Origin of the sequence: Robertmurraya sp. DFI.2.37 (assembly GCF_029211245.1) — a bacterium.
GTDB classification, from domain to species: domain Bacteria; phylum Bacillota; class Bacilli; order Bacillales; family Cytobacillaceae; genus Robertmurraya; species Robertmurraya methanolica_A.
The window spans coordinates 1-14,506 of the sequence record NZ_JARGEJ010000053.1 but is presented as its reverse complement, the minus strand read 5'-3'; the positions used below and the strand labels follow the sequence as shown (position 1 = coordinate 14,506).

14 protein-coding genes and 2 riboswitches are annotated in these 14,506 nt (G+C 37.3%); of the genes, 8 read left to right on the top strand and 6 right to left on the bottom strand.

The genetic code is table 11. The annotated features are described in order from the left end of the window. Positions 1-75: 75 nt before the first annotated feature. A complete protein-coding gene (locus PZE06_RS20430) occupies positions 76-645 on the top strand; it encodes a cell wall hydrolase (RefSeq protein WP_150949144.1) in 570 nt (189 codons plus the stop codon). 606 nt (positions 646-1,251) lie between these two features. Here PZE06_RS20430 and PZE06_RS20425 read toward each other — a convergent pair. Next, positions 1,252-2,031: an N-acetylmuramoyl-L-alanine amidase gene (locus PZE06_RS20425; protein WP_150949147.1), complete on the bottom strand. Its 780-nt coding sequence runs from the start codon at positions 2,029-2,031 to the stop codon at positions 1,252-1,254. 990 nt (positions 2,032-3,021) lie between these two features. Here PZE06_RS20425 and qoxA point away from each other — a divergent pair. The 4 genes from qoxA to qoxD are packed head-to-tail and all read left to right on the top strand — an operon-like array spanning position 3,022 to position 6,869. After that, a complete protein-coding gene (gene qoxA / locus PZE06_RS20420) occupies positions 3,022-4,005 on the top strand; it encodes a cytochrome aa3 quinol oxidase subunit II (protein ID WP_150949149.1) in 984 nt (327 codons plus the stop codon). Beyond that, positions 3,995-5,971: a cytochrome aa3 quinol oxidase subunit I gene (gene qoxB, locus PZE06_RS20415; protein ID WP_150949152.1), complete on the top strand. Its 1,977-nt coding sequence runs from the start codon at positions 3,995-3,997 to the stop codon at positions 5,969-5,971. The genes qoxA and qoxB overlap by 11 nt, the downstream gene beginning before the upstream one ends. Then, on the top strand, positions 5,961-6,566 hold the full coding sequence (qoxC, locus tag PZE06_RS20410; RefSeq protein ID WP_150949155.1) for a cytochrome aa3 quinol oxidase subunit III: 606 nt from the start codon (positions 5,961-5,963) through the stop codon (positions 6,564-6,566). The genes qoxB and qoxC overlap by 11 nt, the downstream gene beginning before the upstream one ends. Further along, positions 6,567-6,869 carry a cytochrome aa3 quinol oxidase subunit IV gene (gene qoxD, locus PZE06_RS20405; protein WP_150949158.1) on the top strand — a complete coding sequence of 101 codons (303 nt, stop codon included), beginning with the start codon at positions 6,567-6,569 and terminating at the stop codon, positions 6,867-6,869. It begins immediately after the preceding gene. Positions 6,870-7,294: 425 nt separating this feature from the next. Here qoxD and PZE06_RS20400 read toward each other — a convergent pair whose 3' ends face one another. Beyond that, the gene (locus tag PZE06_RS20400; protein ID WP_150949161.1) at positions 7,295-7,522 is read right to left on the bottom strand and encodes a hypothetical protein; all 228 of its coding nucleotides are present in this window, start codon (positions 7,520-7,522) and stop codon (positions 7,295-7,297) included. 297 nt (positions 7,523-7,819) lie between these two features. After that, positions 7,820-9,163, bottom strand: coding sequence for an MATE family efflux transporter (locus tag PZE06_RS20395; protein ID WP_150949164.1), 1,344 nt, complete (start codon positions 9,161-9,163; stop codon positions 7,820-7,822). A gap of 195 nt (positions 9,164-9,358) precedes the next feature. Here PZE06_RS20395 and PZE06_RS20390 point away from each other — a divergent pair, with 195 nt between their 5' ends. Beyond that, entirely contained in the window at positions 9,359-10,225 is an 867-nt protein-coding gene (locus tag PZE06_RS20390) for a VanW family protein (RefSeq protein ID WP_150949166.1), read from the top strand. A 15-nt stretch (positions 10,226-10,240) separates the two neighbouring features. On the opposite strand, the gene PZE06_RS20385 is transcribed toward PZE06_RS20390, so the two are convergent. Together PZE06_RS20385 and thiT are read right to left on the bottom strand one after the other, a co-directional pair. After that, the gene (locus PZE06_RS20385; protein ID WP_150949169.1) at positions 10,241-10,384 is read right to left on the bottom strand and encodes a Fur-regulated basic protein FbpA; all 144 of its coding nucleotides are present in this window, start codon (positions 10,382-10,384) and stop codon (positions 10,241-10,243) included. Between the two features lie 85 nt (positions 10,385-10,469). Next, positions 10,470-10,577, bottom strand: a riboswitch (SAM riboswitch). Positions 10,578-10,640: 63 nt separating this feature from the next. Further along, positions 10,641-11,210: an energy-coupled thiamine transporter ThiT gene (thiT, locus tag PZE06_RS20380; RefSeq protein WP_150949172.1), complete on the bottom strand. Its 570-nt coding sequence runs from the start codon at positions 11,208-11,210 to the stop codon at positions 10,641-10,643. 57 nt (positions 11,211-11,267) lie between these two features. Then, positions 11,268-11,366: riboswitch (TPP riboswitch) on the bottom strand. A gap of 123 nt (positions 11,367-11,489) precedes the next feature. Here thiT and PZE06_RS20375 point away from each other — a divergent pair. After that, a complete protein-coding gene (locus PZE06_RS20375; protein WP_150949175.1) occupies positions 11,490-12,722 on the top strand; it encodes a TolB family protein in 1,233 nt (410 codons plus the stop codon). Between the two features lie 72 nt (positions 12,723-12,794). Here PZE06_RS20375 and PZE06_RS20370 read toward each other — a convergent pair whose 3' ends face one another. Then, positions 12,795-14,003 (bottom strand): alanyl-tRNA editing protein, encoded by a 1,209-nt coding sequence (locus PZE06_RS20370; protein ID WP_150949178.1) that lies wholly within the window; start codon positions 14,001-14,003, stop codon positions 12,795-12,797. 128 nt (positions 14,004-14,131) lie between these two features. On the opposite strand from PZE06_RS20370, the gene PZE06_RS20365 reads away from it, so the two are divergent. After that, positions 14,132-14,305: a hypothetical protein gene (locus PZE06_RS20365; protein ID WP_191963277.1), complete on the top strand. Its 174-nt coding sequence runs from the start codon at positions 14,132-14,134 to the stop codon at positions 14,303-14,305. Positions 14,306-14,506: the final 201 nt, after the last annotated feature.

Genomic DNA, 14,506 nt, shown 5'->3' with positions numbered 1-14,506 from the left:
CTGGAAAATAGTAGAGGATGTTCCTCTCAATCTATCATGATACTGTATATAAGAATGTTGAAGGAGGTTCGTAGAATGAAAAAATTCATTTCTCTTGTCGTATTTTTAACCATTATCTTTGCTGGAGTAGGAAGCAGCCTAGCAGCGACACACACGGTTAACAAAGGTGATACTTATTGGAAAATCGGAATTCAATATGGGGTACCAGTAAAAACATTAATGTCAGTCAATAATGCGAAAAATAGCACTTTATCGATTGGACAAAAATTAGCCATTCCTGCATCCTCAGTGACAAGTTCAGAAAAAGATTTATTAGCGAGGCTTGTCGAAGCAGAGGCGAAAGGCGAACCTTACGCAGGAAAGGTAGCCGTAGCGACGGTCGTTTTAAATCGTGTCGATAGTAGCCTTTTCCCCAATACAGTAAATGGGGTTGTTTATCAATCCAGTCAATTCACACCAGTAAGCAATGGTCAGATCAACAAGGCTGCAAGTGCTGATTCGATGAAAGCAGTTAATGAAGCTCTTGCCTTCCGTGGTCAAGGCAGTGGTTCCCTTTACTTCTATAATCCTGCCAAAACAACAAACACATGGTTACGTTCAAAAGCAACAACAATCAAAATCGGAAATCATGTCTTTGCAAAATAAGCACCCGCATGGGTGCTCTCATTTTATCGACAAAGGCATCGAGAGGTTAATATCCGTTGATTTCCGCTTCAGGCGCTTGCTGTCCAAAGCGCGTCTCAGAGCAGGCGCGAGGTCGCTGAAATAGTTTTTCAGCAGTCTTTTTTTACAGAATTTTTAGAACGGCTGTCCTCTGTTCTGTGAGAAGGTAAAAGACGTTGATCCCGTCAGTTTGATTTATATTGGTGCTATTAAGCTGGTTGAATTCTTGCAGACCTTATCGTTCCAGTCAGTCGAAATAGAAGCTTATTCAGACTGGAGTCTTTCTCGTTTCTCTCTTTTGTCCGAGTACACCTCGCAGTCGATCCTGCTAGGTCTCACTTGTCCATCTACACATTTCATCGGATTCAATTTATTTCCATTATAGATTCAAACACCAAATGAGCTTGAGGTACCAACTAGTCTATTATAATTATTTCAAATGAGTCTCTTTCCGTAATCGGATCTCTCGTCATCATCTTTCTATCATCTCTACATAACTCTTAATGAAGATTCTAAAAAAAAGACTGAAGGCAGACTTGATTTCATCAAGTTTGTCTCCAGTCTGCTCTACCCGCTGGGTGCTTATTTTTATGAATTTCGCTGTACAATAATCACATCAAAACCTTTGTTTTTGGCCTCTTGAGCTAGCTGTTCGGCATTTTCTCTCATTGAAAATGCACCAATTTGCACTTTATAAAGCCCATCCTCCTGAAAGATGTGAGTTGTAAATCCGCTCGTAGCAGCACGTCTCGCAAGTTGGATCGCGTTTTCCCTATTTTCAAAAGCGCCGATCTGAACACGATAAATCGTTCCTGGATTTGAATTCGTTTTTTTTCGCAATTGAAAAGCTTTTTCAAGCCCAATGACATGCCCTCGAGCAATGCTGGCTCGAACACTAGCATTCTGTAATCTCGATGCATCGGTTGCATGATCGATAAAGCCATTCTCCGTTAGTAGAGCTGGCATTCTTGTTTCTCGAAGCACATGAAAATTAGCTGTTTTCATCCCGCGATCTCGAAATAAACTCTCTAATGCAATCTCTGGGTGAATAATGCTTTGGTATCTTGCTGTTTGTGCCGGAGCACTAGTATGACGAAAACTCTCAAAACCTGTACCGCCGCCAGCATTAATGTGGATCGATAAAAAATAATCTGCTCCCCATGAATTTGCATCATTTGTTCTCTGAGCAAGACTAACTGTCGTATCACCAGTTCGACTCATTCTCACTTCAACATTTTCATACTCATTTACTAAAATATCCCGTATCCTCACAGCAATATCTAATGTTAGGTTTTTTTCTTGTAACCCATTTCCTTGTGCTCCTGGGTCAGATCCTCCATGGCCTGGATCTAAATAAATTTTGACCATAATCATCACCTCTCTTGATTATATATGATGAAGGACGATTTTTTGCTTGTACCATTATCCAATCAGAACATGATTCGTATAAAGGATATTACCCACGACTTTGAGGGTTTTATTTTGTTCAACTTCTTTGGCTGTATATTTTAGCTAACTGCTTATATTCGGGAACTTTATTTTGCAAAATTTTATTCTAAATGGAAATTTAAAGTTAGAGAAGAAGCTTCAATATTTTCTGTTGTCCATCTTGCTAGTAGTTGATATTTTTCTTTTTGTAATGTATCGATTGAGATAATTTTCTAACTTTTCACCCGAATTCTTTTGGTTATTAGTAACAAAACTTTTTAAAAAAACTATTTACTTCGTGCGATTTTTCTTTTACTTCATTTATATCAGATCGATGAACTACCTCTTCTTCAAATTTTCACAAATATATCGCTCCTTTTACTCTCACTCTAAATAGATTGAGTAAATAAAGGGCAGCTTACACACTTCCAGGGAACAGATTTGTAAGATTGTTCTCCATTTATCGTTGTTCTACTATAAATAAATCGAAGAAAAACCAGACATTAAAATGGATAATTATTCCTTACTTTTTTTGTAACAATTATCATCAAATAATTATGTTATCATCATATACACAGTGTTAATGTATTAAAAGAACCTTCTTTCTTGATTGTGTAAAACTATTTAGACAAATGTGAATAGATGATCAAAAACTTCGTTTCACTTTCTTAAGCTTTGTTAAACAATATTGTTGATACAAAAATCAATACTGACATATAACAAAGTCTTATCTTAAGAAATTCATAGCATTTTACATAGATAAGTCGAAGTTAGTGGAAACGATTTGTCTGCATCATGACCATAGACATCTTTATTTTTGAATAAGTTTGTGAATTTATGAACATTTTGTGACAATTTTTCGAATCTTTTATGGTTTTTATCAAACACTTTCGGGAAAAGAAACTTTACTGAATAAGGAGTTGACATTGAATGAAAAAAGGATTGTTTGCCTTTTTGACAACTGCACCCCTGCTATTCCTTAGTGGTTGTGAGTCGAAATTAGTTGTCTTCGACCCACAAGGCCCAGTGGCACGAAGCATTACAGATTTAATCAACTGGTCTTTAATTTGGATGCTCCTTGTAGTCGTTGTTGTTTTTGGATTATTTGGTTATATCGTCTGGAAATATCGTGAAAGAAAAGACAATTTAGACTATGAGCCACCTGATGAACATGGAAGTACTATATTGGAAATTATCTGGACAGCGATTCCAATTCTTATCGTTGTTGCCTTAACCATTCCTACTGTTAAGACACTCTATGCATTAGAAGAGGTACCGCAAGGCTATGAAGATAAGGAGCCAATTACCATACATGTAACTTCTGCTGACTGGAAGTGGATTTTTAGCTATCCAGAGGAAGGAATTGAAACGGTAAACTATGTTAATATTCCTGCAGACACACCTATTCTTTTTAAATTAACATCAGCTAGTACGATGCAGTCCTTTTGGGTGCCTGCTTTAGGTGGTCAAAAATACACAATGGGAAAAATGGAAACTGAAATGTATTTAATTGCTGATCATCCTGGTTCTTACGAAGGGCAGAATACCAATTTCAATGGCCGCGGCTACGCGGATATGAAGTTTGAAGTATTAGCACAAACTCGTGCTGAGTATGACAAATGGGTTCAGGAAGTAAAAGAAACTGCTCCAAAATTAACTGAAGAAGAATATGAGGAGCTATTAAAACCGACACACTTAGGTAGATTAACTTTTTCAAACACACATCTCGACTGGGTCAATCATGCTGATCACAATTCAAAAACGTATACACACCCTGAACTTTATCGTGGGCATGGCTACCAGGGGAAAATATTTGAAGAAGAGGATAATTACAGAAATAAAACGAATGATGACATAGAAAAGCACGATCATCATGAAGACACAGAACACGGAGGTGACCACAGTGGGCATTAAATGGAATGAATTTTTTATTACAGGTGATCCATTAATTTTAGGTTCACAAATCGCGATTGTTTTAACAATGGTCGGAATCGTAGCTGGAGTCACCTATTTAAAGAAATGGAAATGGCTCTGGTCTGAATGGATTACAACTGTTGATCATAAACGTATTGGGATTATGTATATTATCTCTGGTGTCTTAATGTTTTTCCGTGGCGGAATGGACGGCCTTTTAATGAAGGCTCAAACGTCAAGACCAGAAATGGAATTCTTAGATGCTCAACATTACAATGAAATCTTCACGACCCATGGTGTCATCATGATTCTCTTTATGGCGATGCCAATGCTAATCGGTATTATGAATGTTGTTGTTCCACTGCAAATTGGGGCTCGAGATGTTGCTTTCCCCCAATTAAACGCATTGAGCTTTTGGCTATTTTTCGGTGGTGCAATGCTATTTAACATCTCTTTTGTTATCGGTGGCTCTCCTGATGCCGGTTGGACTTCATACTTCCCGCTTGCAGGAAAAGAATTTTCGCCAGGGATCGGCAACAACTATTATGCCGTTGCCTTGCAAATTGCCGGAATCGGAACATTGCTATCTGGAATTAACTTTGTCGTAACGATTTTAAAAATGCGAACGAAGGGCATGACTTTAATGAAGATGCCAATGTTTACTTGGACTTCTTTCATTGCGTCTGTCATCATTATTGCTGCCTTCCCTATTTTCACGGTTGCTTTAGCATTAATGACCTTTGATCGCCTTTACGGTGCCCACTTCTTTACACTATCTGGCGGCGGCCTTGATATGCTTTGGGCAAACCTCTTCTGGCTATGGGGACATCCAGAAGTGTATATTTTAGTACTCCCTGCTTTCGGTATCTATTCAGAGATTATTTCAACATTCTCTCGCAAAACATTATTTGGCTATAAATCAATGGTTCTATCAATCTTAATCATTGCATTTTTAAGTATGGTAGTTTGGGTTCACCATTTCTATACAATGGGATCAGGACCAGCAGTAAACTCCATTTTCTCCATTACAACGATGGCAATAGCCGTCCCAACGGGGATAAAAATCTTTAACTGGCTCTTTACGATGCGCAAAGGCCGAATTAAAATGACCAATGCAATGCTTTGGTCGCTAGCATTTGTCCCTTGTTTTATTATCGGTGGCGTAACCGGGGTCATGCTTGGAATGGGTGCAGCAGACTATCAATATCATAATACGCTGTTCCTTGTTGCCCACTTCCATTACACAATTATTCCTGGTGTCGTTTTTGCCGTGTTTGCTGCTCTCTATTATTGGTGGCCAAAAATGTTTGGTTTCACACTAAACGAGAAAATCGGAAGATGGCATTTCTGGTTGTTTGTGATCGGCTTTAACGCAACATTTATGCCAATGTTCTTCCTTGGGCTTGATGGTGCAGTTCGTCGTTCTTATACCTACTCAGTAGAATCTGGTTTTGCACCATTATTCCTTGTTTCAGCTATAGGTTCTGTCATATTAGCGTTAGGTTTTTTTGCCTTCTGTTACAATATTTATTGGAGCATTCGCCATGCGGACCGCAATATTACAGGAGATCCTTGGAATGCTCGTACGCTTGAATGGGCAACAGCTTCCCCTGTTCAACCATATAACTTTGCGAAGCTGCCTGAAGTAGATGGGCTAGATCCATTTTGGAAAATGAAGAAAAATAATGAAGGTTTAACCATAAAAGATAGTGATATTGAGGAAATTCACATGCCGTCAAACTCCGGTCTTCCGTTCTTTATGGGAGTGGTCTTCGGAGTTGCAGGATTCTTCCTTGTATTTGAGTGGCATATTGCTGCTGCGATCGCTGCAATTGGAATTATCGCTGGCTTGATCTACCGCTCCTTCGATTATGATGAAGGCTATCATATTCCAGTTGATGAAATTAAAGAAACGGAAAGCAAGTGGAGAAATGTGGAAGGAGAGGTGCATAACTATGTCAAGTAAGATCGATCATTCCTTACCATTAGAATATCAAACTGAGCAAAACCGTTTAAATATACTCGGCTTCTGGATTTTCCTTGGAGCAGAAATCGTTTTATTTGCAACCCTCTTTGGTGTTTATGGGGTCCTCTACCAGCGTTATGCTGGTGGACCTACTCATCAGGATATCATTATGATTAAAGATGTTCTTATCCAGACTGTTCTCCTTTTAACCAGTAGTTTTACGATGGGGATAGCCATTTTTGAGATGCGTCGTCAGCAATTAAAAGGTCTTATTTTCTGGCTTGTTATTACCCTTCTCCTCGGATCTGGATTTTTATTTATGGAAATTAATGAATTTATTCATTATGTACATCTAGGAGCAACAATGCAAACAAGCGCTTTTCTCTCCAGTTTATTTGTTTTACTTGGTACACATGGTGCTCACGTAACATTTGGAATTATTTGGGCAATCATGGTTATCATTCAATTAGTGCGCAGAGGCTTAACACCAACAACTGCCCGAAAAACATTTATTATTGGACTATATTGGCATTTCCTTGATGTTGTATGGATTTTCATCTTTACTTTCGTGTATTTAAAAGGGATGGTGGGTTAAATGGAGAAACATACAAATCGCTTTCCAATCAGCCATGTACTAGGTTTCATTTTTTCCTTAATCCTTACCTTTGGAGCTGCATTTATCGCTTTAAAAACAAATCTTTCCTTTAAAGTGATTATGTGGATTATCGGGACATTAGCGGTTCTCCAAGCCGGGATTCAACTTTTCATGTTCATGCACTTGCGCGAAGGAGAAGACGGAAAAACGAATGTCATTAACATTATTTATGGAGTATTCATGACTGTTGTCATCGTCGTTGGCTCCATTTGGGTCATGTCTGCTGGGCATGCTACTCATTAATAGACTATTGTAACTAGTAATAAATAGATTATTCCTCCTTTGTTACTGCGAAAAATGTTCTGTCATGATCAACGTCGTGTAAAGAGGATGGTTCAGTCTTATTACTAAAGAAACGTACAGTTTTTACTAACTGTACGTTTTTTATATTTTCCTTTCTAGTCCAAAGTATAGTTAAGAGGATATTACTCTTGGTATGTCAGTTTCTCCTATACCTGGACCACTCATCCAAACAGAAATGAAAAACACAAATAAACCTGAAACAATATTCCAAATACATCTAACCATTTTATTTTCATTCCATTACTCCTACAATAAAAATGCGCACCAAATCGTCTACGATCTAGTACGCTCTTTTTCTCATATATATATATATATATCAATTTTCCTTCCCTAAATCGTAAAGTTTATAAGCTATCAGTTCGATTTTACTCATTTATCTCTTCTCCACTTACCTCTTCCATCAACGGTAAAAACATCCCGAATCCAAATAAAAGCATTGACGAAACCATGATACTAATTCCGATTGATAATTGATAAGGAGCGCTGGGACCGCTTACAAAGAAGCTTGATAAAAATACGAGAAAGCCTAAAAATAATCCAATACTCGTCAATTTTTTAAAAAAAAGTAAGTTCTTAAGCTGTTTTTCAGTCATCCACTTCATCCCCTTTACCATTATTTAACGAAAAGTTCACAAATTTGTCAAACTTTTTTTATCATGTGGCAAAAAAGAGGTTATTCCAAAAGCTTCCCTTTTCCCACAGGAGTCCCCCCCTTCCATGCCATTCAACAAAATACAGATATAAAAAGAAGAAAATCACCTATTTTTGGTTTAATTAAGTCAGTATAACCAACTAAACCATAAAAAGGAGATTTTCTCATGTACACGATTTGAATCACAACTGGCCAATTAGTTAACACAGCCTTTTTTGTACTTGTATCCATTCAAACGTTATTTTTCTTGACTTCTAAAAATTTCCTTCATCTTCCACTTTCCAAAACGATAATATAAAAAGGCAATGATGCTGCTAATGAAAAAGCTTGCCCCCATACCAAGGGCAATGCCCTTTTCCCCAAAAAAATAAGAGAAAACATAAGTTAGTGGATAGCGCAGAACCCAGAACGAAATGACATTGAGTACAAGCACTTGAAACATTGCACCAGCTGCCCGCACAATCCCATTTAAAACAAAATTAATGCCGAGAAATGGATAAAGAAAGGCGATCATTTGTAAATAATCAGTTCCAAATTGTATGGCATTTTTTTCATTTAAAAACAAACTTACTCCAAGACGAGCGAAAAAAACGACTAAGGTTGCTATAACAAGCATGATTGCAAAATTATAAATGACCGCATATTTGGCTATTTTCTTTACTCGTTCCCATTGATTAGCACCAATATTCTGTCCGGCCATACTATTAACTGCTGTACCAAGTGCGCTAGCAGGTAGCATAATTATACTGTCAATCCGTTGAGCGGCACCAAAGCCTGCCACAACTTCCTTTCCAAACGAATTAACGACACTCATAATCGCCATCACTCCTGCAGAAATTACCATCATCTGCAGTCCAGATGGAATGCCTAGTTTCAAAATAACCAGAACTTCATTTTTTTTCGGGACAGATGGAAGTGAGAACGGTGCCGTTTTTTTGCGTAGAACTACAATCATTCCGTATAGAAAGGCAATTCCTTGCGCCATTATCGTAGCAATCGCCGCACCGTGAATACCGAATCCAAAACCAGAAATTAAAATGGGATCTAAGATCGCATTTAATATAACCGCTAGCAAAACAAATTTTAACGGTGTTTTACTATCTCCTAATGCTCGAAGTACTGTCGCAATAAAGTTATAACCAAGAAGGAACAAGATTCCGATAAAATTGAGTTGCAAATAGATTGTTCCTTCAGCAACCATCTCACCCGGTGTTTGCAACAAGTTTAAAATCCGCTCAGATAAAAGATAACCAACACACCCCAATAAAAGAGCCAATGTTGTTAAGAGAACAACAAAAGCATTTAAGAAGTTTTTTAATCCTGTCGTATTTTCCATACCTTTTTGCTGGGACAGAATAGTCAATGTTGCATTATTTATTCCAATAATGAATGAAAGAACAGTAAAAATAACTGTACTGGCAACTGTTATTGCCCCAAGTGCATTGGCTCCTAATAAATTCCCTACCCACAGACTGTCAATAAATTGATACGACACTTGCAAAAGGTTTGTAAAGATAATCGGAGTAGAAAACCAAAAAAGCTGCTTATAAATATTGCCTTTAGTAAAATCATGAGCATTCATTCGGACACCTTTTCTTTTCGTCTTCTTCCCATTATTTCGGACTTTAAAGAAGAATGCTATTGAAAAGCTCGTGAAAATCAAGAATAATTTCTCCGCAAAATAAAAAAAATAGACTGAGTCAAGGAAAGCTTTTTACGAATACTGCCAAAATGTCATGACGAAAAATGTGAATAAAAGCATTTTAGGAGGAACAACATGCACGTTTCGTGGATTCTCAGTCTACTCTTACTGATCCATCCTCAAAGTGGAATACCACTAAGCATTACAGAAAATAATGATACGATCGCAATAGTGAAACGTCAAGAAGTCATGTTGCCAGTACCGGGTCTCGAACTCGTTGATCCGGTAAAATATGAGCAATTGCTTAAACAAATAGAACAACAAGTTGAAAAGAAAGCAAAAAACGCAACACTTAACGACTCTGGGCATATCATTCCAGAAAAAGTGGGCTACAAATTAAATCGTCATGCATTTACGGAGGCTTTTTTTCAATATTATTTTCATAACCGGTTAACCACATTGGAAGTGCCAAAAATGATGGTTTACCCGAAAGTTGATAGTGAGCTTCTTTCGATTATACGCACTAAACGGTTAGGACAATACATAACATACTTTAATTCAAGAAATAAGGCTCGTTCAAAAAATATCGAATTAGCAGTTGCAGCAATAAATAATCAAGTCGTCTTTCCTGGAGAAGTCTTCTCATTCAATAAAGTGGTCGGAAAACGAACAGTTAAAAAAGGCTATATGAAAGCCCCTGAAATTGTTAAGGGCGAATTAATTGAAGGGATAGGTGGAGGAATTTGTCAAGTCTCCTCCACTCTCTTTAATGCTGTTGATCGTTCTGGCGTTACGATGATCGAACGTTACTCACATAGTAAGCATGTACCCTATGTTCCACCAGGTAGAGATGCTACGGTTAGTTGGTATGGCCCAGATTTTTCCTTTAAAAACGAATATAATCAACCTATTTTGATTCGGGCGAAAGTTGTTGGCGGTATGGTGATTGTGTTTGTGTACTCATCGGAAGATATTAATTATAAACCACGAAAAATTACTTAAATAACTCCAAGTAACTTAATTATCATTTCCTTTATTTTGCATCATTTTTTTCAATTCCTGTTCCAAATCAACAATAGGTAATTCAAATAGCTGCTTATCATTGATCTTATAGATTCCAAATTCAATCAACCTTTCAATGAGCAGATCTCTTTCATTCATTATACATTCCTCCTTGCGAGCGAAAAAAAACCTCTTCTTATCATGATCCAATCAAGTAAGAAGAGGTTTTTACCTTTAAGCGCTCATCTTATCTTTCAAGCTCAATGCTTGTTGGAATTGGCACAGTTCTCTTGAAATGAGTCTGTTGCCGAGGTTTCTTAGGGCCAAATCCCTCCACCTCTCTGGATAAGTTCGAAATTAATCATATTAAATTTATAGGACTACTATAAAACAGTTCAATCATTCTGTCAATCAACTAATTGGCACGAACTTTGATAAGTCTAGGGGCATTACTTAATAACGCAAGTAAAACTACCGCACACAAAATGGCTGAACCTAACATCGCACCTCCATTAACGACGAGCGAGTATATAACCGGAGACATATTTTCTGGTGCATAGCTCCCCCAAAAGATAATACCCGCTAAGAAATGCCAAAAATACCGGGCAATACTTCCTACAAAAATGGCGATCATAACCCAGCTAAGAGCCTTCTTTTTATCCCCTTTTTGGAATTCAGCTTGGATTGGTTTAATGAAAAAGCCAGCGAAACCTATAAAAGCAAAGGCCACAAAATACTCAATTAAAAATTGAATAGGCGTTAAGAAATAAGCATCACCGACTGCAAACTGTAATAGTCCCCAAATAAATCCCGCAAGAAAACTTACTTTAAAGCCCCAGCGAAAAGCTAAAATAAAAATAGGTACCATTGCGAAAGAAATTGATATCCACGGACCGAGGTCAATAGATGGAAGCAAGTCTAAAATTAAGGCAAATGCAGCAAAAAAAGACGCCTCAATTAAAGCCAATAAACTTAATTTTTTCATAAAAAATCCCCCTTTTTTCTAAACGAAAACACAAGGGAGAACATGATAAGATCATATCTAAATAATCTTCCACATCCCTGCGCTAGCATTAACTAACAGGTTCAAAGGGTCAGAACTAACGTTCACTCTCAGCTATAAGCTCCCCTTGTGGTTTCCGTTATAAATTGTCTCACACAGTATACCGTAATTCTCCCTATTTGTGTAGTAGTTACTTTAAATCAGAATAATATTTCAGTAAATATCGGAAATTAATAAGGACACAAACTTGTGAGGTGTACGATGAAAAAAATGTCCTTTATTACTGTTTTTATCCTTGCTCTATCATTAACGAATTTGGCAAATGCAGCCCATCTAAAGGATATGAAAGCAGCCTTTATTAGGGATGGAAATCTGTGGATCTTAGTGAATCAGCAGGAAAAGCAAATTACACATTCAGGAAAAATTTATCAGCCGCAATGGTCCCATGATGGAAAGTGGATTCTTTATCAAAAAGAAGCGAATACTGAAAATAAAAATGAGAAAATACACCATGAAATATGGGTGTACAATATAGAAACTGAAGAGAAAAAGAAAATATTTCATAACGGTTACGCGCCACAATGGGCACCTCACAACAATTGGGTAGCATTCATACATAATCAAATTTTAAATATTTCAAATTTAACGGAGTTTCACAATCTTGCATTAGGGGTTTCAAGCTTTCAATGGCTTCCTACTGGACAGGGTTTTCTTCTTGCTTCCCCTGCTTACTTAAAACCAGACGGCTGGACATGTCCCATTCTTTATAAAAAGCAGTTACCAAATCATTTATCAGAGGCTAATGTTTTTGGTAATGTAAAAGAATTTTTTGTCGTACCACAAAAATTAAAAATTGATAATAAATATGTTATGTCAAATAGAGTTGACTTTCTTAGCTTCTCACCGAGTGGGAAATGGCTTTCGCTCATCATTTCACCAACAGCTTCTTTAGCAATGGACAGTAATATGCTTTGTGGATTATCGAGCGATGGTAAGTCATTTGAAATTGTAAATGAAGTGGTTTATGAAGTAGGCTCCCCAAAATGGGCACCTGCAAAAGATATATTGGCATATATTGGCGGTGGAAGGATTGTTTTTGGATTTAGAGGAAAGGACTTACTGTTAAAAGAGTTTGCTGTTTCATCGCTAACACCAGCAAATTTTGCTGAACTTAATTTTACATGGGTGGATGACCAATTATTAATAACCTCTCGAGTAGAAGCAAAAGACTGGTCCGATGAATTCTCCGAGCATCCATTGCCTTCTCTATATTCAGTCACGCTCAATAATGAAAAGCAAGTTAAAATAACGGAACCTGCAAACGGGCTCGGAGACTATGATCCTCATTATTTAAAAGCGATTGATAAGTTAATCTGGTATCGCGGTACCTCTATTAACGATCATAATCGCAATCTTTGGATCGCTGATACTGATGGTTCAAACGGAAAGATTTTATTAAAAAACATTGATGAAATTAAGTTTTTTGAGAGCTAGCCATTTTTAAGATGATTCGATCCACTTCTCTACTTCTGTTTCGAGTAGAGAAGTGGATCCCAATAAAAGATTTCAAACATTAGTGCGTATGAGCAGATTTTGTAACCTGCTCAAGATTTCTCCCCCACTCATTTTCAGTTCACCGCCGCCTTGAACTGTCGATTCAGTTCCACCACCTTTCCCGTTAATAAGCGGGAGAATCTCATTGGCGAGTGTTCTCATATTTATGTTCGCTTCCTTATCACGTGAAAACACGAACTGGATTTTATCCAGATTCTCAGTTATGAAAAACACATTAACACCTTGACCATGTTCAATCATTATGCGAGCAAGTCTTTGAAGCTGTTGAACCGATCGATTTGTAAAAACTTGTGCTATCACTTTTTCTCCAGCCCAGTCGTTCATGGACTTCATTAATTGCTCAGCTTCCAACTGCACACATTTTTCTTGTAAATCCGAGATCATTTTGGCCTGCGATTTGTTTATATCAAGAAGTTTTTCAGTAGCGCTAGGCAATTGTTTTTCAGAAGCGCTTAGTAATTGGCTTAATTCTTTCAAAATAGAATGCTTCTGCTGAAAATGAGTTATTATTCTATCTCCACATATAAAATGGACTCGGATTTTATTTCTCTGTCTCTCCCAATCAACAATCTTAATCATCCCAACTTCTCCTGTAGACGATGGATGTGTTCCACCACATCCGTTGTAATCGTAATCGGGAATGATTACAAGCCGAATATTCTCTGTTACAGACAATTCTTTTCTTAACTTATATTGTGCTGCTTCAGTTTGAGATACCCATTTTGCTTCGATCGGACGATTTTCGAGGACGATCCTGTTGGCTCTCTTCTCTGCTTCTAGAAAAAGTTCTTCTGATATTTGCCCACGATCAAGGTCAATTGTTGACACTTCTTTACCGAGATGAAAACTCACCGTATGAATCTGAAATAATTCTTCAAAAGCGGCTGTCAAAATATGCTGTCCAGCATGCTGCTGCATATGATCAAACCTTCTTTGCCAATCAATCTCCCCATTAACTTTCTCTATACTTGCTAATTTTTCTTCTACATAATGGCGTACTTCACCATCTACTTCCTCTACTTTAAAAACCTTATTCCCGTTAAGAGTTCCTGTATCAAAAGGTTGTCCTCCACCAGTCGGGTAAAAAGCAGTAGCTTCTAATACAACATACCAATCACCATTTTCATCTTGTTTTTGCCCTCTCCCCTTCGCAACAAACTCTTTTATGTATGCATTTTTATAAAATAATTTTTCCGTCATTTTCACATTTCCTCTCAAGCTCTTTTTTCTCCATTATGAAATAATTTTAACTAAAAATACAGAAACTTGAATAAATAATTTTTACTAGGTGAAGATATAGATAATCATAGCAGAAAGGAGGTCATAGTATGGAAGTTACAATGAGTTCTGCAGAAGTACTGGAAGAGATCAAACGCTTAAACTCAAGCGGCTCGAATATGAGCAAAAAGTTTGTTAAAAAAGCAAACCCAAATCTTATGAGAAGTGCTCTTCATTATTTTCCCGATTGGGACAGTGCAATTGAACGAAGTATTTCTAGTTAAAATCGTTTTGTAACATTACATAGTCTATGGCCATTTTAAACCTTTAGCGAAAAGACAACACGAGAACGTGTTGTCTCAGTTTGTCGACAAAAGGGGTTCGGAATGGTCACATTCCGAACCCCTTTTAATGATTTTCTTAAGTTTTTCCCTATTTTGAGGTATTTTGACCTCTTCTTAATCTCATCTACTAGGCCATTTCTG

Excerpts from the sequence above, each read along its gene's own strand:
- PZE06_RS20430 (WP_150949144.1), top strand. The coding sequence starts at position 76 with ATGAAAAAATTCATTTCTCTTGTCGTATTTTTAACCATTATCTTTGCT.
- PZE06_RS20425 (WP_150949147.1), bottom strand. The coding sequence starts at position 2,031 with ATGGTCAAAATTTATTTAGATCCAGGCCATGGAGGATCTGACCCAGGA.
- qoxA (WP_150949149.1), top strand. The coding sequence starts at position 3,022 with ATGAAAAAAGGATTGTTTGCCTTTTTGACAACTGCACCCCTGCTATTC.
- qoxC (WP_150949155.1), top strand. The coding sequence starts at position 5,961 with ATGTCAAGTAAGATCGATCATTCCTTACCATTAGAATATCAAACTGAG.
- qoxD (WP_150949158.1), top strand. The coding sequence starts at position 6,567 with ATGGAGAAACATACAAATCGCTTTCCAATCAGCCATGTACTAGGTTTC.
- PZE06_RS20400 (WP_150949161.1), bottom strand. The coding sequence starts at position 7,522 with ATGACTGAAAAACAGCTTAAGAACTTACTTTTTTTTAAAAAATTGACG.
- PZE06_RS20395 (WP_150949164.1), bottom strand. The coding sequence starts at position 9,163 with ATGAATGCTCATGATTTTACTAAAGGCAATATTTATAAGCAGCTTTTT.
- PZE06_RS20390 (WP_150949166.1), top strand. The coding sequence starts at position 9,359 with ATGCACGTTTCGTGGATTCTCAGTCTACTCTTACTGATCCATCCTCAA.
- PZE06_RS20385 (WP_150949169.1), bottom strand. The coding sequence starts at position 10,384 with ATGAATGAAAGAGATCTGCTCATTGAAAGGTTGATTGAATTTGGAATC.
- thiT (WP_150949172.1), bottom strand. The coding sequence starts at position 11,210 with ATGAAAAAATTAAGTTTATTGGCTTTAATTGAGGCGTCTTTTTTTGCT.
- PZE06_RS20375 (WP_150949175.1), top strand. The coding sequence starts at position 11,490 with ATGAAAAAAATGTCCTTTATTACTGTTTTTATCCTTGCTCTATCATTA.
- PZE06_RS20370 (WP_150949178.1), bottom strand. The coding sequence starts at position 14,003 with ATGACGGAAAAATTATTTTATAAAAATGCATACATAAAAGAGTTTGTT.
- PZE06_RS20365 (WP_191963277.1), top strand. The coding sequence starts at position 14,132 with ATGGAAGTTACAATGAGTTCTGCAGAAGTACTGGAAGAGATCAAACGC.